This is a genomic window from Cellulomonas fimi (assembly GCF_028527925.1).
Classification (GTDB): domain Bacteria; phylum Actinomycetota; class Actinomycetes; order Actinomycetales; family Cellulomonadaceae; genus Cellulomonas; species Cellulomonas fimi_C.
Map to the genome: position 1 here is coordinate 89,637 of NZ_JAPESW010000006.1, position 19,903 is coordinate 109,539.

General features: G+C 73.7%; 20 protein-coding genes and 1 pseudogene. 14 read left to right on the forward strand and 7 right to left on the reverse strand.

Annotated elements, in window-relative coordinates; all coding sequences use genetic code 11:
* Positions 1-16: 16 nt before the first annotated feature.
* The 3 genes and pseudogenes from OMK64_RS04815 to OMK64_RS04825 all read left to right on the forward strand — a co-directional run.
* Positions 17-259: pseudogene (locus OMK64_RS04815) on the forward strand (Gmad2 immunoglobulin-like domain-containing protein); the annotation flags it as partial.
* A 38-nt stretch (positions 260-297) separates the two neighbouring features.
* Positions 298-1,554: an arginine deiminase gene (locus tag OMK64_RS04820; RefSeq protein WP_272726934.1), complete on the forward strand. Its 1,257-nt coding sequence runs from the start codon at positions 298-300 to the stop codon at positions 1,552-1,554.
* Between the two features lie 108 nt (positions 1,555-1,662).
* Positions 1,663-3,072 (forward strand): basic amino acid/polyamine antiporter, encoded by a 1,410-nt coding sequence (locus OMK64_RS04825; RefSeq protein ID WP_272726936.1) that lies wholly within the window; start codon positions 1,663-1,665, stop codon positions 3,070-3,072.
* Between the two features lie 5 nt (positions 3,073-3,077).
* Here the strand turns inward: OMK64_RS04825 and OMK64_RS04830 are convergent, their stop codons facing one another.
* From OMK64_RS04830 to OMK64_RS04845, 4 genes are all read right to left on the reverse strand, one after another.
* Positions 3,078-3,305, reverse strand: coding sequence for a hypothetical protein (locus OMK64_RS04830; protein WP_272726938.1), 228 nt, complete (start codon positions 3,303-3,305; stop codon positions 3,078-3,080).
* Positions 3,306-3,605: 300 nt separating this feature from the next.
* The gene (locus tag OMK64_RS04835; protein WP_272726940.1) at positions 3,606-4,802 is read right to left on the reverse strand and encodes a hypothetical protein; all 1,197 of its coding nucleotides are present in this window, start codon (positions 4,800-4,802) and stop codon (positions 3,606-3,608) included.
* On the reverse strand, positions 4,799-5,347 hold the full coding sequence (locus tag OMK64_RS04840) for a sigma-70 family RNA polymerase sigma factor (protein WP_272726942.1): 549 nt from the start codon (positions 5,345-5,347) through the stop codon (positions 4,799-4,801). The genes OMK64_RS04835 and OMK64_RS04840 overlap by 4 nt, the downstream gene beginning before the upstream one ends.
* 201 nt (positions 5,348-5,548) lie before the next feature.
* Positions 5,549-6,133, reverse strand: a complete 585-nt coding sequence (locus OMK64_RS04845) for a M15 family metallopeptidase (RefSeq protein ID WP_272726944.1) — start codon at positions 6,131-6,133, stop codon at positions 5,549-5,551.
* Between the two features lie 194 nt (positions 6,134-6,327).
* On the opposite strand from OMK64_RS04845, the gene OMK64_RS04850 reads away from it, so the two are divergent.
* Positions 6,328-7,806 carry a M23 family metallopeptidase gene (locus tag OMK64_RS04850; RefSeq protein ID WP_272726947.1) on the forward strand — a complete coding sequence of 493 codons (1,479 nt, stop codon included), beginning with the start codon at positions 6,328-6,330 and terminating at the stop codon, positions 7,804-7,806.
* Between the two features lie 268 nt (positions 7,807-8,074).
* Here OMK64_RS04850 and OMK64_RS04855 read toward each other — a convergent pair whose 3' ends face one another.
* Positions 8,075-9,280: an AI-2E family transporter gene (locus OMK64_RS04855; protein ID WP_272726949.1), complete on the reverse strand. Its 1,206-nt coding sequence runs from the start codon at positions 9,278-9,280 to the stop codon at positions 8,075-8,077.
* Positions 9,281-9,487: 207 nt separating this feature from the next.
* On the opposite strand from OMK64_RS04855, the gene OMK64_RS04860 reads away from it, so the two are divergent.
* From OMK64_RS04860 to OMK64_RS04870, 3 genes are all read left to right on the forward strand, one after another.
* On the forward strand, positions 9,488-11,332 hold the full coding sequence (locus tag OMK64_RS04860) for a bifunctional metallophosphatase/5'-nucleotidase (protein WP_272726951.1): 1,845 nt from the start codon (positions 9,488-9,490) through the stop codon (positions 11,330-11,332).
* A gap of 148 nt (positions 11,333-11,480) precedes the next feature.
* Complete coding sequence (locus OMK64_RS04865; RefSeq protein WP_272726952.1) at positions 11,481-12,599, forward strand: hypothetical protein; 1,119 nt, start codon at positions 11,481-11,483, stop codon at positions 12,597-12,599.
* 389 nt (positions 12,600-12,988) lie between these two features.
* A complete protein-coding gene (locus tag OMK64_RS04870; protein ID WP_272726955.1) occupies positions 12,989-13,255 on the forward strand; it encodes a nuclease in 267 nt (88 codons plus the stop codon).
* A gap of 29 nt (positions 13,256-13,284) precedes the next feature.
* Here the strand turns inward: OMK64_RS04870 and OMK64_RS04875 are convergent, their stop codons facing one another.
* Positions 13,285-13,683, reverse strand: a complete 399-nt coding sequence (locus OMK64_RS04875) for a four-helix bundle copper-binding protein (protein ID WP_272726957.1) — start codon at positions 13,681-13,683, stop codon at positions 13,285-13,287.
* Positions 13,684-13,860: 177 nt separating this feature from the next.
* On the opposite strand from OMK64_RS04875, the gene OMK64_RS04880 reads away from it, so the two are divergent.
* The gene (locus OMK64_RS04880) at positions 13,861-15,249 is read left to right on the forward strand and encodes a PP2C family protein-serine/threonine phosphatase (RefSeq protein WP_272726958.1); all 1,389 of its coding nucleotides are present in this window, start codon (positions 13,861-13,863) and stop codon (positions 15,247-15,249) included.
* Here OMK64_RS04880 and OMK64_RS04885 read toward each other — a convergent pair.
* Positions 15,239-15,460: a DUF2188 domain-containing protein gene (locus OMK64_RS04885; protein WP_272726959.1), complete on the reverse strand. Its 222-nt coding sequence runs from the start codon at positions 15,458-15,460 to the stop codon at positions 15,239-15,241. The two genes, OMK64_RS04880 and OMK64_RS04885, sit on opposite strands and share 11 nt — an antisense overlap.
* 180 nt (positions 15,461-15,640) lie before the next feature.
* On the opposite strand from OMK64_RS04885, the gene OMK64_RS04890 reads away from it, so the two are divergent.
* The 6 genes from OMK64_RS04890 (at position 15,641) to OMK64_RS04915 (ending at position 19,792) form a co-directional block, all read left to right on the forward strand.
* Positions 15,641-15,988, forward strand: coding sequence for a hypothetical protein (locus tag OMK64_RS04890; protein WP_272726960.1), 348 nt, complete (start codon positions 15,641-15,643; stop codon positions 15,986-15,988).
* 157 nt (positions 15,989-16,145) lie between these two features.
* A complete protein-coding gene (locus OMK64_RS04895) occupies positions 16,146-16,601 on the forward strand; it encodes a DUF6098 family protein (RefSeq protein ID WP_272726961.1) in 456 nt (151 codons plus the stop codon).
* The gene (locus OMK64_RS04900) at positions 16,591-17,574 is read left to right on the forward strand and encodes a glycosyltransferase family 2 protein (protein WP_272726962.1); all 984 of its coding nucleotides are present in this window, start codon (positions 16,591-16,593) and stop codon (positions 17,572-17,574) included. The genes OMK64_RS04895 and OMK64_RS04900 overlap by 11 nt, the downstream gene beginning before the upstream one ends.
* 309 nt (positions 17,575-17,883) lie before the next feature.
* Positions 17,884-18,714: a hypothetical protein gene (locus OMK64_RS04905; protein ID WP_272726963.1), complete on the forward strand. Its 831-nt coding sequence runs from the start codon at positions 17,884-17,886 to the stop codon at positions 18,712-18,714.
* Positions 18,711-19,118 (forward strand): phage holin family protein, encoded by a 408-nt coding sequence (locus OMK64_RS04910; RefSeq protein ID WP_272726964.1) that lies wholly within the window; start codon positions 18,711-18,713, stop codon positions 19,116-19,118. Before OMK64_RS04905 ends, OMK64_RS04910 begins: the two co-directional genes overlap by 4 nt.
* Positions 19,115-19,792 carry a DUF3618 domain-containing protein gene (locus tag OMK64_RS04915; protein ID WP_272726965.1) on the forward strand — a complete coding sequence of 226 codons (678 nt, stop codon included), beginning with the start codon at positions 19,115-19,117 and terminating at the stop codon, positions 19,790-19,792. The genes OMK64_RS04910 and OMK64_RS04915 overlap by 4 nt, the downstream gene beginning before the upstream one ends.
* The last annotated feature ends 111 nt before the right edge of the window (positions 19,793-19,903 follow it).

Genomic DNA, 19,903 nt, shown 5'->3' on the forward strand with positions numbered 1-19,903 from the left:
ACGGCGTCACCCCGGACGCGGCACGGCCTTCGAGGGCACGCTGCGCTGGGCTGTGAGGTCGGCCGGCGCGGTCGTCGCGGAGGGTTTCACCACCGCGGGTGCGAACGGGACGGTCGGCGCGTTCCGCTTCACGGTCCGGCTCACGTCCGGCGACTACACGCTCGAGGTGTGGGAGGCGGCGATGGCCGAGGACGGCGCCGCGTTCGGAGGCGATCGTGCGCACCATGCCCGCCTGGACGGCCGCGAGGGCGGCCGTTAGCGTGCGGATCACCACCATTCGTCCACAAGGTAGGCGCGATGTCAGAGACCTCTCCCTATCCGTCGGCTTCCTACGGGGTGCACTCCGAGGTCGGACGACTGCGCAAGGTGCTGGTGTGCTCGCCAGGCTTGGCTCACCGGCGGTTGACTCCGTCCAACGGTGACGACCTGCTGTTCGACGACGTGCTGTGGGTGGAGAACGCCCAGCGTGACCACGCCGACTTCGTGAACAAGCTGCGCAACCGCGGGGTCGATGTGGTCGAGCTGCACGACGTGCTCGCGCAGACTCTGGCCGTGCCCGGTGCGCGGGACTGGGTCCTGGACCGCAAGCTCACGCCCAACGAGGTCGGCCTCGGTCTGGTCGACGGCACTCGTGAGTTCCTGGAGACCCTCAGTGAACGCGCGCTGGCGGAGTACCTGATCGGCGGGCTCGCGACCCAGGACCTGCCGGACGACTTCCGTTCCGGCTATGTCGCTCTGGCGCGGGAGTCGACCGGTGCGCGCGAGTACTTGATGCCACCGCTGCCGAACACCCTCTACACCCGTGACACCACGTGCTGGCTCTACGGGGGCCTGACCCTCAACCCGCTCTACTGGCCCGCCCGTCACGACGAGACGCTGCTGATGAAGGCGATCTACGAGTTCCACCCCGACTTCGTCGGGTCGACCGTCTGGTGGGGGGACCCTGAGCAGGACTGGGGTCGAGCCACCTTCGAGGGCGGCGACATCATGCCCGTGGGCAACGGTGTGGTGCTGATGGGCATGAGCGAGCGGACCTCGCGCCAAGCCATCACCCAGGTCGCCGCGGCGCTGTTCGCCAACGGGGCGGCGGAGCAGGTCGTCGTGGCGGGCATGCCGAAGCTGCGCGCCGCGATGCACCTCGACACGGTCTTCACCTTCGCCGACCGGGACATCGTCACTCTCTACCCCACGATCGTGGATCAGATCCACCCGTTCACCCTGCGCCCCGGCGACGCCGGCGAGGTGCACGTGACCGACGAGAGCCGAACCTTCGTCGAGGTCGTCGCCGGGGCGCTCGGCCTGCCCGGTCTGCACGTGCTGCAGACCGGTGGGGACGTCTACGAGTCCGAGAGTCAGCAGTGGAACAGCGGCAACAACGCCGTCGCCGTCGAACCCGGCGTCGTGTTCACGTACGACCGCAACACCATCACGAACACGCTGCTGCGCAAGGCCGGCGTGGAGGTCATCACGATCGTGGGCGCCGAGCTCGGACGAGGCCGAGGTGGTGGGCACTGCATGACCTGCCCGATCATCCGTGACCCGGTCGACTTCTGAGCCCGCGACGAGCTGGCACGACCGAGCCCCCACTCCGTTCACAGATGAGGCGGGCACCTCATGAGTGTTGAGCACCAGGCGGAGGCGCCTGCGAGCACCCCTGGGAAGATGAGCGTGCCGACCCTGACGGCGATGGTCGTCGGGTCGATGGTCGGCGCGGGCGTGTTCTCGCTGCCGGCACGGTTCGGTGTGGCGACGGGCATCCTCGGCTCGTTGATCGCCTGGGCGATCGCCGGCACCGGCATGCTCATGCTCGCCTTCGTCTTCCAGAACCTCGCCGTCCGCAAGCCGGAGCTGGACTCCGGAGTGTTCATCTACGCGAAGGCCGGATTCGGGGACTACGCCGGCTTCAACTCGGCCATCGGGTTCTGGGCCAGCACGATCGCCGGCAACACCTTCTACTGGGTGTTCATCTCCGCGACTCTCGGTGCGTTCTTCGACGCCTTCGGTGACGGCGCCACCGTGCTGGCGGCCCTGCTGGGCAGCGCCGGCGTCTGGTTCTTCCACACGCTGATCGCCCGCGGGGTGCGAGACGCGGCCGTGGTCAACCGGATCGTGACGATCTGCAAGATCATCCCGATCCTCGTCTTCATCGTCGTGCTCTTCCTCAACTTCGACGCCGGCGTCTTCGCCGACAACTGGACGGCGTACGGCTACGGTGACCTGGGCAACCTCGACGAGCAGGTCCGCAACACGATGATCATCACGACCTTCGTGTTCATCGGCATCGAGGGAGCGAGCGTCTACTCCCGCTACGCCAGGAGGCGGGAAGACGTGGGCAGGGCCACCGTCCTCGGCTTCGTCAGCGTGCTGTCCCTCTTCGCCCTGGTCACCCTGTCCAGCTACTCCGTCATGCCGCAGCCGGAGCTCGCCGCAACTCGCCAGCCGTCGATGATCGGGGTGTTCCAGTCCGTCGTCGGCGACTGGGGACAGACGTTCATCAGCGTCGGCGTGATCGTCTCGGTGCTCGGTGCCTACCTCGCCTGGACGCTGATGGCGGCCGAGGTCATGTACATCCCGGCCCGCAACGAGGACTTCCCGAAGTTCCTCGGCCGGGAGAACGACAAGGGCACCCCCATCACGGCGCTCGTCGTCACCTCGCTGGCCGTGCAGGCCCTGCTGGCCGCGACGCTGGTGCTCGAGGACGCCCTGAACTTCATGCTCGACCTGAGCACCGTCCTGGCGCTGCTGCCGTACTTCCTCGCCGCGGCCTATGCGCTCAAGCTCGGTCTCAGCGGCGAGGCCTACGACGGGGTGGCACCGCGCACCAGGCGCAAGGAGACGATCGTCGCCGGGGTCGCAACCGCGTACACGCTGTTCCTCTTCGAAGCCGCCGGGCTCAAGTTCATCGTGCTGTGCACCCTCATCCTCGCCCCGGCGACCCTGCTGTACGCCAAGGCCCGCTCCGAGTCCGGCCGACGCATCTTCACACCCACCGAGATCGCGCTGTTCGCACTCATCCTCGTCGGTGCGGCGGTGGGCGTGGTTGGCCTCTGGACCGGTCGGATCACCATGTGAGGGCTTCATCGACCGAGGGCGATCACGTGCTCGTTGGCATGCTCGCGAATCGCGACGTTCGACGCGTCGCGCACGTACCCCGCGGCGAGCGCCACGTCACGAACGCCGGTCGCGGCGGCGACCGACGCCGCGACCACGAGGCCGATCAGAGCCAGGACGGCGCTCAACCACACGCGCGGCGCCGCGACGTCGCTGGCCAGCGCTGCCGGCATGCGTCCCTTGCGGGTCGACACCCCGTCACTTCTCCGGTCGTCGCGGTCCACAGCCTGGCGTAGCACCTCCACTCCGCGTTCGCCCAGATCGACGAGCCGATGCCGCTCGCCCGCGCCGACGGCTCGGTCACCGCCGCGGCTCCTCCGTCCGTCGCTCAGCTTCCGAACGTGGCGTCGGTCAACGTCGTCTCGGCGACGAGGTCCAGGCTCTCGGCGGACGTGCCCACCGCCACCGTGTACGTCCCGCCGGTGACGCGCCACGCGCCGGCCGACGCCGACGCTGGCGCCCTCCCCAGCGCGCCGCCGTCAAGGCGAGGTCCGCTAGCGCAGCGTGACCGGGAACGGCCCGCCGACGGCGATCCGGGGTGACGGCGAGCGGTCGGGTGCGCCGGCGGCGAGGAGCACGGAGTAGACGTAGAGGTCGTACGAGCCGGGCGCCACGTCCTGGTACCTGTCGGCGTCGGGGCAGGTCGCGAACCACTGCGACACCTCGGCCCGGAAGGACTCGCCGGGCTCGACGTCGAACGTGGCACCCGAGTCGTACTCCTGACGCGTCGGGTCGTAGACACGGCTCACCACGGTGCCGTCGCGGTCGACGAGCACGGCGTGGAGGGCCTGCGGCACTCGACCCGTGAGCCGACCAGGTCCGGCGGCCGTCACCGTCACCCCTGTGTGGAGACCTCGGCGCACGTCGTCGAGGTCCGCCCCGGGGTCGAGCGCCACGGTGAGGTCGGCGTCGACCGTCCCGTCGAGCAGGTCCGCGGGCGCCGGGCGCCCGCACGTGGGCACCAGGTCCGGCCACTGACCCGCCCAGCGCTGGTCCCCCGGCCCGAGCACGACGGGTGCCAGCTCGGTCGTCTCTCCCCCGGAGCTCCCGTTCGTCGCCGTGGTGGCGTACGCGCGGTACGTGCCCGTCAGCGGCTGCCCGGTGCCGCAGTCGACCGCGTCGTAGACGCCGTCGGGGCTGACCGCGCCGCTCCCGTCCGTCGCCGTCCGGGAGATCTGCCTCGCGGGATCGGACCAGAACGCGACCCGCCCGTCGGGCGCCACGAGCATCGTCGTGACGTCGGAGCGGTCTCCCCCGTCGAACGGCCCCGCCGGCACGTCCGGCGTCACGCTCACGTCGACGTGCAGCGCGCTCCCGGCCGAGTCGTCCTCGAAGGACAGGTCCGGCTGCAGCGTCCCGACGACGACCTGGCCACGGATCTCGACGTCGGGGTCGTCGACCTCGTCGAGCGCGACGTCAGCACCGCACGGCGACGCGGTCACGGTCGCCGTGGTCGACGGCGTGCCTGCGGGATGGACCGGTCCGTGCGGCGTCGGGGCTCGGCCACCTGCGAGCGCGATGGCCACGACCACCGCGCCGACGGCTGCGGCGCCCCCGACGGCCCGGGACGCGACCGCCTGGGTCCGGCGTCGCCGTACCCGCGACCGGGTGAGGTCGACGTCGACCCCGCGAGCGGCGCCGCGTGCGTCGGCCTCGATCTCCCGCAGGACCCGACCGAAGTCCGTGCTCATCGCCCGTCTCCCCCGTTGATGAGGACCGTCTGATCGGTGGCGGGCGCGGCGAGCGGCCCGAGCAGGCCCTCCAGCCGGCCGACGGCCACGCTCAGGTACCGCTTCACGGTCCCGTCGGCGAGACCGAGGCGGTCGGCGATCTCCCCGACGGTGAGGTCGTCGTAGTACCGCAGCACGACGCACGCCCGCTGCTGCGGCGACAGCATCCGCAGCGCCGCCTGCACGTCGTGGCGTGTGCCCACCACCTCGGCCGGTCCGTCGTGCCGGTCACCGCGGACCAGCAGGTGGCGGACCCGGTCCCACTGACGACGGCGGCGGTAGGCGTCGATCCAGGTGGTGAGGATCGCGGTGCGCACGTACCCCTCGGCGGAGTCGATCTCGACGTGGCGGCCACGCACGAACGTCTTGACGAGGGCGTCCTGCACGAGGTCCTCGGCGTCCCGCAGGTCACCGGTCAGCAGGTACGCGTACGCGCACAGCGACGCCCCCCGCTCACGCGCCACGACGCCCATCACGTCGTCGCTGCGCCGGCGTGCGTCGTCCATGTCGTCCTCCCGGCCGCGGTGGTGCACCACCTTCCACCACCGAGGACGGACAGGGCGCCGGAAACGTTGTGACCGCGCGCGATCGTGCCGTCAGCGCGCCCGGGCACAGGGGTACACCCTGAGTCCACACGAGGAGGTTCGCCGATGGCGAGGCGTCGAGCGCGGGTGTGCGCTGCGCCTGGTGCACCCGTGCCCGACGGCTCAGCGTGAGTAGACCCAGTGCCACGGCTCGCGCGGCGTGTCCTCCTCGAACCCGTACGTGCCGGCGTTGGCACGCATCCACGCCTGCGCGCGGGCGTCGAGGTCGAGGTCGAGCGCGAGCCCCCAGCCGTGCGGGCTCGTCCCCGGCGCGGCAGCGAGTCCACCCTGCGAGTACAGGCCCTTGCGCGCGGCGACGTCGACCTGCGCGTCGTAGGAGCGGTAGGAGTCGGTGATGCCGATCCGCACGCCGTCGCGTGCGGCCGCGGCGGTGAGGTCACCGAACGCCTGCGCGGCGGGCGCCCAGAGGCGGTGGCCGGTCGAGCCGACCGGTGCGAGCGCGTCGGGCGGGATCCGGCCGTTGCCGTACCGCGCGAGGTCCGCGGGGACACCGGAGGCGTTGCGGGCCGTCGACGTGGCGGGTGCCTGCGTCTGCGACACCGCGGTCTCGAGCGCAGCCGCGAACGTCGCCGCCGTCGGCGAGACGGTCGTGGCGGCGGTCCGGGGCGTCACCGGTACGGGCGCGACGGCCTGCAGGCTGCCGCGGATCTCCGCCATGCGCTGGGCGATGCCCGTGATCGCGTCCATGGTCCTCCTTCCTCCGAGCCGATCGACCGGCGGCGCACGACGTTGAGGGGTCCGGCGGGCGAACGTCGCGGCGGTCCAGGACGCGTGTCGACCCACGGCGGCGCGGTCGCGCACCGCCCACCGACCGGATGAGGTTCGGGCGTCTCCGGGCGCGCCGCCGCCGCGAGGCGGACGACGCCGCCTACCGTCGCCGGGTGCCCGCTCCGACCGAGGCGCCGTCCGTCGACCGGCGCCGACCGCCCCACGCCCGCCGCGCCGTCGCCGTCCTCGTCGCGGCCGCGCTGCTGCTCCCGCTGCACGCCGCGACGGGCGCGGCGGACGACCTGGACGACCGTCGACGCTCCGCGCAGGAGCAGGCCGAGGGTGCGCGGGAGCGGACCGACGACCTGCGTGCGTCGGTCGAGGGTCTGTCGGCGGACCTTGCGCAAGCGGTCGCGGAGCTCGCCGAGACGGAGACGCAGCTGCCCGTCGCGCAGGAGCAGCTGCGCGAGGCCCAGGCGACGCTCGACGGCGCGGAGCGTCGCGCGGAGATCCTGGCGGGACGTCTCGTCGACGCCCGTGAGCAGCAGTCGGCGCTGCGCGACGGCCTCGCGCGGACCAGTGCGCGCGACCAGGAGGTGCGTGCCGCGATCGGGCAGCTCGCGCGGCAGGCGCAGCGCGGCGGCGCCGGAGCCTCGGGGCTGGCGGTCGTGCTCGACGCCGAGGACCTGGACGAGTTCAGCACGCGCATGCAGGCGCTGGAGACCGCGCAGCGCAGCCAGGACCGGCTGCTCGAGGAGCTGACGACGCTCGCGGCGGCCACGCGCAACCACGAGGCGCGGCTCGCGGCGGTCGCGGACCGGATCGGCGAGCTGCGGGCCGAGGCCGACGCGGAGGTCGTGCGAGCCGACCAGGCCCGCGCGGACGCGGCGGCGCGCGAGGCGGAGATCACGCGCCTGCTCGCCGAGCAGCAGGCCACACGCGAGCGCCTGGGCGACATGAAGGCGCAGGCGGAGGCCGAGGCCGCGGCGGCGGACCGCGAGCGCGCCGCGATCGAGGCGGAGCTCGCCGGCATCATCGCCGAGCAGCAGCGGGTCGCCGCCGAGCAGGAGCGGGTACGGGCCGAGCAGGAGCGGGTCCGTGCCGAGCAGGAGCGGATCCGTGCCGAGCAGGAGCGCGCTCGGGCCGAGGAGGCGGCGAAGGCCGGTCAGCAGCCGCAGCAGCCGCAGCCTCAGGCGCCGCCTGTCGCCCAGCCCGCCCCGCCGCCGGCGTCGGGTGGGTCGGGCCCGGTGTTCACGAACCCGACGTCGATCAACCCGATGTACGTGACGTCGAGCTACGGCATGCGGCTGCACCCGATCCTCGGCTACACGCGGCTGCACGCGGGGATCGACCTGCGGACGTACTGCAACACCCCGTTGTACGCGCCGCGTGACGCCGTGGTGCGGTGGTCGCAGTGGCGCAACGGGTTCGGCAACCAGGTGATGCTCGACCACGGGTCGGTCGACGGGCAGTCGCTCATGAGCAGCCTCAACCACCTGACGCGGTCCACGGTCTCCGCGGGGCAGCGCGTCCGACGCGGGGACCTCGTGGGCTACGCGGGCAACACGGGGCTGTCCGGCGCGTGCCACCTGCACTTCGAGGTGTACCGGAACGGGTCGACGGTGAACCCGGCACCGCTCCTCGGGCGGTAGTCGCGCCCGGCGCCCCTCCCCCGGTCGACGCATCGGGCGCGACCTCGCCGGCGCCGGCGCCGCCTCCGGCCTCACCTGCCGACGGTGAGGCGCGCCGGCGCAGACGTCGTGGAGCGCCGGGAGGTGCCACGAGGCCGCCGCTCGACGAACGTCGCGCGTGCGGGTCCGGGTGGGCGGGGCGACGGGACACCCACGCCGTCCTCGCCGCCGCTCGACGAGGTCGAGGTGCGCCCGAGGCTGACGGCGCGCCTCGCACGCCGCGCGGACGTCACGCGCGCGGCGCCGGCTCCACGACCGCGCCGCGCACCGCGAGCGGGTCCCGCTTCTTGGGCCGGGCGAACCGGGCCGGCAGGTCGGGGCCGTCCCAGACCTGCACCGCTCGCCAGATCGACGCGGCGATCGGCACCGCGAGCACGGCGCCGGTGAGGCCGGCGAGCACCGTGCCGGCGGTCAGCGCGAACAGGATGACGAGCGGGTGCAGCTGTAGCGTGCGGCCCATCACGATCGGCTGGAGGAAGTCGCCCTCGACCTGGTTCACGACGACCACGATCGCGACGACGACCAGCGCCTCGACCGGCCCGACCGCGACCAGGGCGACGAGCGCCGACAGGATGCCCGCGAGCGTCGCGCCGACCAGCGGGATGAAGGCGAGCAGGAAGACGAGGACCGACAGCGGGATCACGAGCGGGACGCCGACGATCGCGAGGCCGATGCCGATCGCGACCGCGTCGACCGCGGCGACGATCGCGGTCCCCCGCACGTAGCCACCGAGCGTGCTCACGGTCGTGACGCCGACGCGCCGCCCGCGCTCGTACCGGTGGCCGTCGAACGGGCGGAGCAGGAACTCCCAGATCGCCGGGCCGTCCTTCAGGAAGAAGAACAGGACGACGACCATGATGAAGAAGCCCGCGACGAAGTCGACGGTCTGCGACACGCCCGCGACCGCCCCGGCGCTGAACGCGTCGGACTGCAGCAGACCGGTGACCGAGTCGCGCACCGACTGGATCTGCTCCTCGGTGATGTCGAACGGCAGGCCCTGGACGTAGGCCTGCAGCTCGTCGAACCCGTCGAGGGCCTGGTCACGCAGCTCGTCCCACTGGTTCACGACCGCACGCACGACGAGCCAGAGGATGAGGGCCAGCAGCGCGACGAGCGCGACCAGCGCGATCCAGGTCGCCGCGAGCGACGGCACCCCCCGGCGCCGCAGGAACGTGACGAGCGGGGAGATCGCGGCGGCGAGCACGAGCGCGATGAGGACGGGGATGACGACGAGCGTCAGGCGCGTCACGGCGAACACGAGCACGGCGAGCAGGGCGATGATGGCGAGCACCTGCAGCGAGCGCGTCCCGGCGCGTCCCACGCCGTCCGACCAGAGGGCCGACGCGCCGCGCGCCGGACGGGACGGCGGGAGCTCCTGCCGCACGGTGTCGCGGGTGGCGGGGTGCTCCCGCGAGCGGCGGCCGAACGGAGCCATCGAGGTCCTCCAGGTGCGTCGGTGGTGCGGAGCCCCCGACGCTACGGCCCGCGGCCCGTGCCCGCGCGACGGGCGTCGACGTCACCGCCACGACGTCCGGCGGTCACCGTCGGACGGCCGCCCGACGTGTGGCTGTCACCCGGTCGGAGTACGGTGCGCCGCGTCACCGACCGGTGCGAACCACCACACCCCAGGAGGTCTCCGCCCATGCGCTCCCCCACCCCACGGCGCACCCGCCGACGCGTCGCCGTGGTCACCGCGGCCGCCGCGCTCGCCCTGGCCCTCGCCACCCCCGCGACCGCGGGCGACACCGTCGACCACGGGCGCGGCCACGACCGCACCTACTCGTTCACCGTCATGGGCACGAGCGACCTCCACGGCAACGTCCTCAACTGGGACTACTTCAAGGACGCCGAGTACGACGACAGCGCGCACAACGACGTGGGCCTGGCGAAGATCTCGACGCTCGTCGACCAGGTGCGCGCCGACCGCGGAGCCCGCAACACGCTGCTGGTCGACGCGGGCGACACGATCCAGGGCACGTCGCTCGCGTACTACTACGCGAAGGTCGAGCCGATCACGGAAGGCCGCGTGCACCCCATGGCCGCCGCGATGAACGCGATCGGGTACGACGCCGCGGCGCTCGGCAACCACGAGTTCAACTACGGCATCCCGCTGCTGCGCACGTTCCAGCGACAGCTCGACTTCCCGCTGCTGGGCGCGAACGCGACATCGGCGGGCACCGGGAAGCCCGCGTTCGCGCCGTACGTCATCGAGACCCTGCACCCGCGCGGTGGCAAGCCCGTGCGCGTCGGCATCCTCGGGCTCACCAACCCGGGCATCGCGATCTGGGACAAGGCCAACGTCGAGGGTCAGATGCGGTTCGGCGGCCTCGTCGAGACCGCGCAGCGCTACGTGCCGGAGATGCGCCGCAAGGGGGCGGACGTCGTCATCGTCTCCGCGCACTCGGGCGCGGACACGTCGTCGTCCTACGGCGACGCGCTGCCGTTCCCGGAGAACGCCGCGACGCTGGTCGCTCAGCAGGTGCCGGGCATCGACGCGATCCTCGTGGGGCACGCGCACCAGGAGATCCCGGAGCGCGTCGTCACCAACACCGCGACCGGCAAGCCGGTCGTGCTGTCCGAGCCGCTGCGCTGGGGCATGCGCCTGTCGACCTTCGACATCGACCTCACGTTCCACCGCGGGACGTGGACCGTCGACGGCGTCGAGGCGGAGGTGCTCAACGCGAACACCGTCCCGGAGGACCCCGAGATCGTCGACCTGCTCGCCGACGAGCACGCGACCGTCGTCGACTACGTCAACAGCGTGATCGGCACGTCCACGGACGCGATGTCCGCGGCGACCGCCCGCTACGAGGACACCGCGGCCCTCGACTTCATCAACCACGTCCAGGCGCAGGCCGTGCAGGCCGAGCTCACGGGAACCGACGCCGACCTCCCGGTGCTGTCGATCGCGGCGCCGTTCAACCGCGAGGCCGCGATCCCCGCCGGGGAGGTGTCGGTCCGCGACGTCGCGGGGTTGTACATCTACGACAACACGCTGGTGGGCATCCGGCTCACGGGTGCGCAGGTGAAGGCGTACCTCGAGAAGTCCGCGGACTACTTCAAGCCGGTGACCGCCGCGGGCACGTACGCGTCCGCGGACCTGACCAACGCCCCGACGGCCACGGCCCCCAACGGCACGCCGGACTACAACTACGACGTCATGCGTGGGCTGGACGCGCCGCTCACGTACGACATCGACCTCGGGCAGCCCGTGGGCAGCCGCATCACCGGGCTCGCGTACGACGGCACCCCCGTCGCGGACGGTCAGGAGTTCGTGGTCGCGATCAACAACTACCGGCAGTCCGGGGGCGGCAGCTTCCCGGGGGTCACGAGCGCACCCGTGCTCGTGAACCGGCAGGCCGAGATCCGCCAGCTGCTCATCGACTGGGTCACCGAGCAGCAGGTCATCGACCCGGCGACGTTCAGCGCCACCAACCCCGACTGGCGGCTCACCTTCGGGGAGCAGCCGCTCACCGTCACGCCGTGACCTCGAGCGGGTGCGGTCGCTCCGCTGCGACCGCACCCGCCACCGTCACGAAGGCCCCGTCGGTACAGTGCGGAGGAGCGCCTGCCGGAGGGAGGCGACCGTGCGAGCGCACGGCGTCGGGACACCACGAGTGCCAGCAGGCGACCGGGTGCGCGCACCGCACCACCCGCGTCGCCCGGGCGTCGGCGCGCCTGCGGCGCCGCTGACGCCCGACGCGCTCGTCGCGCTGCAGCGGAGCGCGGGCAACCGGGTCGCCCGCCAGGCCGTGCGCCGTCAGCCCGGCCCGCGCGCGCGTGTCCCGGTCGTGCAGCGCGCCGCCTACGGGCTCGACCTGCCGACGAGCCAAGCCACCTACGTCGACCAGGCGGCGCAGCTCTACCGGTCGAAGAAGGACCTGCCGATCGACGAGTTCGTGAAGGCGGTCATGACGACGATCGCGGGCGAGCTCAAGGCCGCGGGTGTGCCGCTGTTCGCCTGGACACTCGTGACCGACGCAGGGGCCGCCGGCTCGTTCGACTCCGAGCACTGGAAGGTGAAGATCAACACCGCGAGCTTCACGGCCGGCGAGACACCGCCGCGCGTGCTCGGCGACCTCGACCCGAAGGAGGTCACCGAGGTCGTCGGCACGCTCTACCACGAGTCGCGGCACGCCGACCAGGACGTCGTCATCCTCCGCTCGCTGCTCGCCCGGAAGCAGACCCCCGCGCAGATCCACGCGACGACGAAGATCCCGGTGACGGTCGTCGAGGCGGTCAAGGCCACGACGTACGCGAAGCCCCTGGACGCGGACCAGGTGGCGCACGCCGAGCGCATGTTCGACGTCATGTACGGCAAGCACAAGGAGCTGCTGACGCTGCTGATGCAGCGGTCCGACGCCTTCACCGGGCTCGACACGCTCGCCCAGCCCGGTTCCGTGCTCGCCGACGGCGCCCCGCACGTCGCCGTCTTCACGACGTGGCAGACCGACGTGCTCCGGCCGAAGCTCACGGCGATGGCGGCTGCGAAGCGCCCGACGGCCACCGAGAAGACGCTGCGCGAGCGGCTGCAGGCGATCGACACCGCGATCGCCCGGCTGTCCGCCGCCTGGACGAAGGTCACCCGGGCGAAACGGCCTGTGGCGTCGGACACCTCCGCCGTCCGGGCGCAGGCGGGCACGCTCCGCGACGCGGTCCTCGCCGCGTACCGGGGCCTCGAGGGCGAGGTCGACGCGTTCCGGGTCGAGGCGCAGGTCAAGGCGGCGTTCGGCAAGAAGCTCGCGAAGCGGTAGCGGACGCCCTCCCCTGCACAGGACTCCCACCACCCCGGCGACGCACCCCTGCGGGACCCCGCACGAGGCCGGCGTCCGCCATCCGAGCATGCTTGACAGCATGCGGACGGCGTTCTCACACTCGAACCATGTCCGTCGTCCGGCCCCTGTCCGAGAACCCGCGTGCCGCGGGCGCCTCCGACGTGCTGCCGACGATCCGGTGTCTGTGTCGAATGTGTCGCTGACGACCTCGTAGTCAGCCGGTCCGCGTCGTCCCCGCAGGTGTCCTGCCTGGTCCGAGGGTGCGGACCCACGCGTCGACCGACGCAGGCCGCTCCGCCGCCCGGGCCACCGCCCGTGCCACGTGAGCCGCACCCGACACCGCCCGACCGGACACCCCGGAGCCTCCCGTGCCTCAGCCCCTCACCCGCGTCGACGTCCTGCCCATCCAGGAGGTCGTCGCCACCGCCTCACCGACCGCCTGGCGCGACGGCCTCGTCCTCGCGCAGGGCGACGCGCTCGTCACGGTCGCCCTGCTCGACGGCGGCACGCGCACGCTGACGACGCGCGCGACGCCCGAGCCCGGCGAGCCGGTCGCCGTGCACCCGGTCGCCGAGCTGCTCGCCGTCGGCGGCGTGTGGTTCGCGGCGCGCCCGAGCGACGACCTGCGCTCCTGACGCCGCCCGGGCCCGCCGCGACCGGCCCGTCAGGCGCTCATCGACGCCATCGCCGTGCGGCACGCGTCGACCATGGCCCGGCACGCCGCGGCGCAGATGCGGCAGTGCTCGGACATCTCGGCGTGCATGTCGCACTCGGCCGCGCAGGCCTCACCCATCGCGACGCAGGCGGTCATCATCGAGGTCATGACGCCCATGTCGTAGCCCGCGGGCCGCATCATCATGCGCATCGTCGTGGTCGCGACGTCGCACGTGCTGGCGCACATGGACGCACATCGCCCCATGCCCTCCCCGCCGTCGGCGTCCGCGCACATCGTCGCGGCCATCGCCGCCGCGGAGCACGCCTCGATGCACGGCTGCATCGCGGTCATGTCCATGCCGGTCGTCTGCATCGGCATGGACTTCATCATGTCGGCCATCATGCTCATCGCTCGTCCGCCCTCTCGATCGTGTGCGCGCTGACCCTCGCGACGCTACGCCGGGCGGGTGCACGCGACCAGACCCGGCCTCGACGCGTTCCGGACGCCGGCGCGCCGGGCCCAGCCGGCGGCCTCGGCGGGCACGCCGCGTCGGTACCTGGCGTGGTCGTGACGTACGGTGAGGCCGTGAACGCGCACCACACGACCCGCGAGCGCGCGGCCGTGCCCGGTGCGGCGTCCCTCGAGACCGTCCCCGTCCGCCGCGCCCCGCTGCTCGCGCGCGTGACAGCCGAGCTGGCGTCCACGATGGACGCGGAGGTCGCCGCCGACCGGCTCGCCCGGCTGCTCGTGCCGGCGCTCGCGGACTGGTGCGTCATCACCCTCGTCGACGACGAGGAGCCGCGGCCCGAGCGCCGGCACCTGCGCGACATCGCGAGCCGGCACGCGGATGCGGCGCTGCGCCCGGCCGTCGCGGAGTACGCGGCCGCCCGCATCGCGGCGCTCTCCGACCACTCGTTCCTCGTCGGCGCGATGCAGCGGGGCGAGCCGGTGGAGGTCCGCGCGGGCGCGGTCGACGCGCTCAAGGGCGTGCTGCGTCCGGGCCGCGTGCACGACCTCGTCGACCTCCTCGACCCGACGTGGCTGACGGTCCTGCCGCTCGTGCGCGCCGGCCGGACGGTCGGCGCCCTCTCGCTGTTCGGCTCCTCCCGCGGCGCACCGACGGGTGACGAGCTGACGACGCTGCGCCAGGTCGCGGGGGCGGCCGCGCTCGCGCTCGACAACGCGCGTCTCTACCGCCAGCAGCGCGACGTCGCCGAGGCGCTGCAGCGCGCGCTGCTGACCGAGCCCGTGCAGCCGGACGACCTCGAGGTCGTCGTCCGCTACCGGCCCGCGGGCGAGTCGACGCAGGTCGGCGGCGACTGGTACGACGCCTTCCTCCAGCCGACCGGGACGACGATGCTGGTGATCGGCGACGTCGCCGGGCACGACATCGAGGCCGCGTCGGTCATGGGTCAGCTGCGCTCGATGCTCCGCGCGATCGCCGTCACGACCGACGAAGGACCGGCGAGCGTGCTCTCGCGGCTCGACGCGGCGATGCGGGCGCTGCGGATCACGACCCCGGCGACGCTCGTCGTCGCCCGCCTCGAGCAGACGGCGGCCGAGCGCGAGCGGGGGGTCACGCGGGTGCGCTGGTCGTGCGCCGGCCACCTGCCGCCCATGGTCGTGACCCCCGACGGGACCGTGCACGCGCTCGACGGCAGGAGCCACGGACCGCTGCTCGGGATCGTCCCGGACAGCCGGCGCGCCGAGAGCGAGATCACCCTCGAGCGTGGGTCGACCCTCGTGATGTACACGGACGGGCTCATCGAGCGGCGCGACCGCGACCTGCGGGCGGGCCTCGGCGAGCTGCGCCGGGCTCTGACGAGGGTCGGCCGCGACGAGCTCGACGCGCTGTGCGACGCGCTCGTCGCGGAGCTGCCCGCCGGGGTCGGCGAGGACGACGTCGCGCTCGTCGCCGTGCGGCTGCACGAGCAGGACGCCGACCCCGCGCCCGAGGGCGCCGTCAGCCCTTGATCGACCTCGGGTCGGAGCCGTACGAGTTCTTCTCGTGGATCGTGCCGTCGAGGTTGTGGACGTGGTGCTCGGTCGAGCGGCGGCGCGCCTCGTCGCGACCGGCCGCGACCGCCTCGTCCTTGGTCCGGTGGGTCCCGCCGACCACCTGACCGCCCACCTCGTTGACCCACGACCCGTCGCGCGGCACCGTGTGCACGCCGTTGCCTGCCATCTCGGCCTCCTCTCGTCGTCGGAGCCGTCAGTGTCACCGTGTCCCGCACGGTCGGCCACCTGAGCGGATGACCTGACGACGACGCCCCGGCGAACGCCGCTCGGCGCGGGCGGCGGCGCGCGTGGACGCCTCGCGCCCCTCGACGTGCCGACGCCGCGGCCCGGCCCTACATTCCGTGCCATGACCCAGACGACGCTCTCACCTGCACCGTCACAGCTCCGTGTCCCGTCGCGCGGCCGCCTCACGGGCGTCCGGGTCCGCGACTTCCGTCGCAGCGCATGGGCCGGTCCGACCGACCGCATCAGCCGCGCCGACGTCGTGCTGCGGCGGACGCCCGACGGCGACGTCGCGGTGCTCGCCCGCACGGGCGCCCTGCTGGGCCTCCTCCCGACGTCGTGGGTGCGTTCGGTCGACTTCGACCTGTGGACGGCGGAGCGCCGGGGCGCGACGGCGGTCGCGCAGGCGTACCTGGGCGGCACGCGTGAGGAGTCGGACCTCTTCGTGCTGCTCGGCTGGACGGGTCGCTGACCCGACGCGCACGGACGCGCTCGGCTCGCGGGCAGCGCCCAGGGTCCCGCGGGCGGCGAGCCGCGCGATCCCTCGGGACGCGCACCCGGCCGCGTCCTCCTACCCTGAGGACGGGTCCAGCACCGGTGCCGCACACCGCGGGACGGGAGCAAGGCCCATGGACCTGGGGGCCGCCGGGGGCGACACCTCGACGCACGGGATGACCGTCGCGGCACGGCTCGACGAGGTCGTCGAGATCGTCGACGCGCTGGGCACGGTCTTCGTGCGCTTCAGCGCAGGACCCGAGGCCGACGCGCACTCGGGCAGCCGCGACGGTGAGAGCGGCGCCGTCCTGCCAGGGCTCAGCGTCAACCCGCTGCGCCCCGAGCCGTGGTGGGACCGACCACCGCGCGAGTGGGTCGCGCGCCAGCTCGCGCAGTACGTGCACCTGGCCGCCGACGACCACCGGTACGCGTGGCTGCTGCGCGGGCGCGAGGTCGGGCGCGGCCCCGACAGCGAGCCGCTGCTCACGGACGTCGTGCCGGTCGCCGTCGTCTCCAACCGCGCGCTGCAGGAAGCGGTCGAGGCGTACCGGACCGCGTTCGCGCCCGGGCAGGTGCCCGATGGCCCCTGACCCGCACGACCTGGACGTCCTCGACGCCGAGTACGTGCTGCCCCTGCGCTGGGAGCACGACGACGACCTCGACGACCTCACCGCCTACCTGCTCGACCTCGCGCCGCACGTGCCGGTCACGGTCGTCGACGGGTCGCCGCAGGCGCGGTTCGCCGCGCACGCCGCGGCGTGGGGCACAGCCGTCCGCCACCTGCGGCCCGCACCGTGGCCGGGCGCCAACGGCAAGGTCGGGGGTGTCATGACGGGCGTGCGCGCCGCGCGCGCCGAGGCCGTCGTGATCGCCGACGACGACGTCCGGTGGACGCCCGACCAGCTGCGCACCGCGGTCGCGCTGCTCGCCGACGCCGACGTCGTGCGGGCGCAGAACGTGTTCCGCCCGCTGCCGTGGCACGCGCGCTGGGACACCGCCCGCAGCCTGGTCAACCGCGGCCTGGGCGAGGACTTCCCGGGCACGCTCGTCGTGCGCCGCTCGTCGCTGCTGCGGGCCGGCGGGTACGCGGGCGACGTGCTCTTCGAGAACCTGGAGCTGCTCCGCACGATCCGCGCCGCGGGCGGCGTCGAGCGCGACGCGCCCGACCTCTACGTCGAGCGACGACCGCCGTCGGCCCGCTACTTCTGGTCACAACGCGTCCGCCAGGCGTACGACAGCCTCGCGCAGCCGCCGCGCCTGGTCGCGGAGGCGTCGGTCCTGCCGGTGCTCGCGTGGTCCCTGCGGCGCCGCCGCGCGGCGCCCGCCGTCGCGATCGGCGTCGCCGTGGTGCTCGTCGCGTGGCGCGGCCGCGAGCGCGGTGGGGGCGCGGCCGTGTTCCCCGCCACGTCCGCGCTCCTCGCGCCGGTCTGGCTGCTCGAACGTGCCGTGTGCGCGTGGCTCGCGCTCGCACGGCGGGTGACAGGCGGCATGCCGTACCGGGGCCGCCGGCTCGTGCGCGCGGCGTCGAGCACGCGGGCGCTGCGGCGGCGCTGCACGCTGTGAGGGCGGCCGCGCGAGGACGTCCGCCCAGGTCGGAGGCCTGCCGCGGCGCACGAATGGCGGGGCCTGCGCGGCTGGCCTAGCGTCGAAGCGTCGGACGGAGCACACCGTCCGGCAGACCGTCGCCCGGTGCGGGACACGCACCCGGGCCGTGGCACGAGTCCCTCCGCCGGGCGCGCGAGCGTCGGCATCCCGTGCCCACCGGCGGTCGTCTGCGGCAAGAAGGTTCGCACTCCGTCGACTCCTCGACACCGGTGCGCGCCGAGCGCCCGCGTCGAGGTCGCACCCACCGATCTCGAGACGAGGCGCATCATGGCTGACCCGTACACCAGCACGAACCCGGGCGGGAGCACCGTCCCCACCGGCGGGAGCACGACGTCCGGCACCGCCCCGACCGGCGGCGGCACCGCCTACCCGAGCGGCACGACGTCCGGCACGACCGGGACGACGTCGGGCTCCACCGGCGGCACCGGCTACAGCGGCTCCTCCTCGTCGGGCGGCTCCGGGTCGAGCACGACCGACGCCGCCCGCGAGCAGGCGCAGCACCTGAAGGAGTCCGCCACGGAGGCGGGCGGCCAGCTGCTCGGTGAGGCCAAGGAGGAGGCCCGCGCGGTCGGGCAGGAGGCACGTCGCCAGCTCGGCGACCTGTGGCACCAGGCCCGCGGCGAGGTGAGCGACCAGGCGGGCGCGCAGCAGCGTCGCCTCGCCGGTGGTCTCTCGACGACCGGCCAGCAGCTCACGCAGATGGCGTCGTCGTCGCAGGAGCAGTCCTTCGCGACCGACCTGGTGCGCGCCGTGGGCGAGCGCGTCGGGGACGTCGGCCAGTGGCTCGAGGGGCGCGGTCCCGACGAGCTGCTCGACGAGGTGCGCCGCTTCGCGCGCCGCCGGCCGGGCACGTTCCTGCTCGTCGCCGCGGGTGCGGGCATCGTCCTCGGCCGCCTGACGCGCGGCCTGAAGGACGCGTCGTCGGACGACACGTCCGGCAGCACGTCGGGCGCCGCCTCCTCGGGTACCTACCCGACCCGCGTGAGCGCGCTGCCCGAGCGCACGACCGTCGCCTACGAGGCGCCGGCGGTGGTCGTCCCGGCGACGACGACCTCCACGACGACCACGACCGACCCGCTGACGGGTGAGCTCCGATGAGCGAGACCGGCTCGGCTCCCCCGCAGCCGTCGGTGGGCGAGCTCGTCGGCGAGATCTCGCGCGACCTGTCGACGCTGATGCGGCAGGAGGTGGAGCTCGCGAAGGCCGAGGCCCGCCAGGCCGTGCAGCACGCCGCCAAGAGCGGGTCGATGTTCGCCGGCGCGGGCGTCGCCGGGTACTTCGTCCTGCTGTTCCTGTCGATCGCGCTCTGGTGGGCGCTCGGCGACGCGATCGGCCACGGGTTGTCCGCGGTCGTCGTCGCCGTCATCTGGGCGATCGTCGGCGCCGTCCTGTTCGCACGCGCTCGCGCCGAGTCGCGCCGCGTCGAGGGCCTGCCCCGCACGACCGACACCGTCAGCAAGATCCCGAACGCCCTGCGAGGCCAGGAGGAGAAGAACGCATGAGCACCGACCCTGAGCAGATCCGCGAGGACATCGAGCGCACGCGTGCGGAGCTCAGCTCCGACGTCGACGCGCTGACCGACAAGGTGAGCCCGAGCCAGGTCGTCCACCGGCAGACCGAGAAGGTGCGCTCCGCCGTGGGCGGCGTGAAGGACCGCGTCATGGGCTCCGCCTCCGACGCCGCCGGCTCGGCGAGCAGCGCCGTCCACGGCGTCGCGGGCTCGGCGAGCGACGCCGTGCACGGCGTGCGCGACAAGGCGTCCGGCGTGGCGTCGTCCGTCGGCGACACGGCGAGCCACCTCCCGCAGGCGGCGAAGCAGAAGGCGCAGGGCAACCCGCTCGCCGCCGGCGTCGTCGCGTTCGGCATCGGCTGGCTGGTGTCGTCCCTGCTGCCGGCGAGCCGCAAGGAGCAGGACCTCGCCCGCACCGCGAAGGAGCAGGCGGCCCCGCTCGTCGAGGGCGCCAAGGGCGTCGCGCAGGACGCGGCTAGCAACCTCAAGGAGTCGGCGCAGGAGGCCGCGACCGCGGTCAAGGACCGTGCGACCGAGGCCGGCGAGACGCTGCGCCAGGACGGCAAGGACGCGGCGTCCGACCTGAAGCAGCAGGCGGGCGGCGCGACGCAGGAGGTCCGTGGAGCGCACGCGGAGGGCAGCCCGACCTCGGGTTCCGGGGTCTGACGGCCGCGGGCGGCGGGCTTCCCCCGGCCCCGCCGCCCGCCCGCGTGCCGACCGACCGGCGACGGACCGCGGCTCCCCACCGCCCGCGGACCGTCGCCGGTCGTGCCGTGC

Coding starts and splice junctions, on each gene's coding strand:
- OMK64_RS04820 (WP_272726934.1), top strand. CDS start 298: ATGTCAGAGACCTCTCCCTATCCGTCGGCTTCCTACGGGGTGCACTCC.
- OMK64_RS04825 (WP_272726936.1), top strand. CDS start 1,663: ATGAGCGTGCCGACCCTGACGGCGATGGTCGTCGGGTCGATGGTCGGC.
- OMK64_RS04835 (WP_272726940.1), bottom strand. CDS start 4,802: ATGAGCACGGACTTCGGTCGGGTCCTGCGGGAGATCGAGGCCGACGCA.
- OMK64_RS04840 (WP_272726942.1), bottom strand. CDS start 5,347: ATGGACGACGCACGCCGGCGCAGCGACGACGTGATGGGCGTCGTGGCG.
- OMK64_RS04845 (WP_272726944.1), bottom strand. CDS start 6,133: ATGGACGCGATCACGGGCATCGCCCAGCGCATGGCGGAGATCCGCGGC.
- OMK64_RS04855 (WP_272726949.1), bottom strand. CDS start 9,280: ATGGCTCCGTTCGGCCGCCGCTCGCGGGAGCACCCCGCCACCCGCGAC.
- OMK64_RS04860 (WP_272726951.1), top strand. CDS start 9,488: ATGCGCTCCCCCACCCCACGGCGCACCCGCCGACGCGTCGCCGTGGTC.
- OMK64_RS04875 (WP_272726957.1), bottom strand. CDS start 13,683: ATGAGCATGATGGCCGACATGATGAAGTCCATGCCGATGCAGACGACC.
- OMK64_RS04885 (WP_272726959.1), bottom strand. CDS start 15,460: ATGGCAGGCAACGGCGTGCACACGGTGCCGCGCGACGGGTCGTGGGTC.
- OMK64_RS04890 (WP_272726960.1), top strand. CDS start 15,641: ATGACCCAGACGACGCTCTCACCTGCACCGTCACAGCTCCGTGTCCCG.
- OMK64_RS04895 (WP_272726961.1), top strand. CDS start 16,146: ATGGACCTGGGGGCCGCCGGGGGCGACACCTCGACGCACGGGATGACC.
- OMK64_RS04900 (WP_272726962.1), top strand. CDS start 16,591: ATGGCCCCTGACCCGCACGACCTGGACGTCCTCGACGCCGAGTACGTG.
- OMK64_RS04905 (WP_272726963.1), top strand. CDS start 17,884: ATGGCTGACCCGTACACCAGCACGAACCCGGGCGGGAGCACCGTCCCC.
- OMK64_RS04910 (WP_272726964.1), top strand. CDS start 18,711: ATGAGCGAGACCGGCTCGGCTCCCCCGCAGCCGTCGGTGGGCGAGCTC.
- OMK64_RS04915 (WP_272726965.1), top strand. CDS start 19,115: ATGAGCACCGACCCTGAGCAGATCCGCGAGGACATCGAGCGCACGCGT.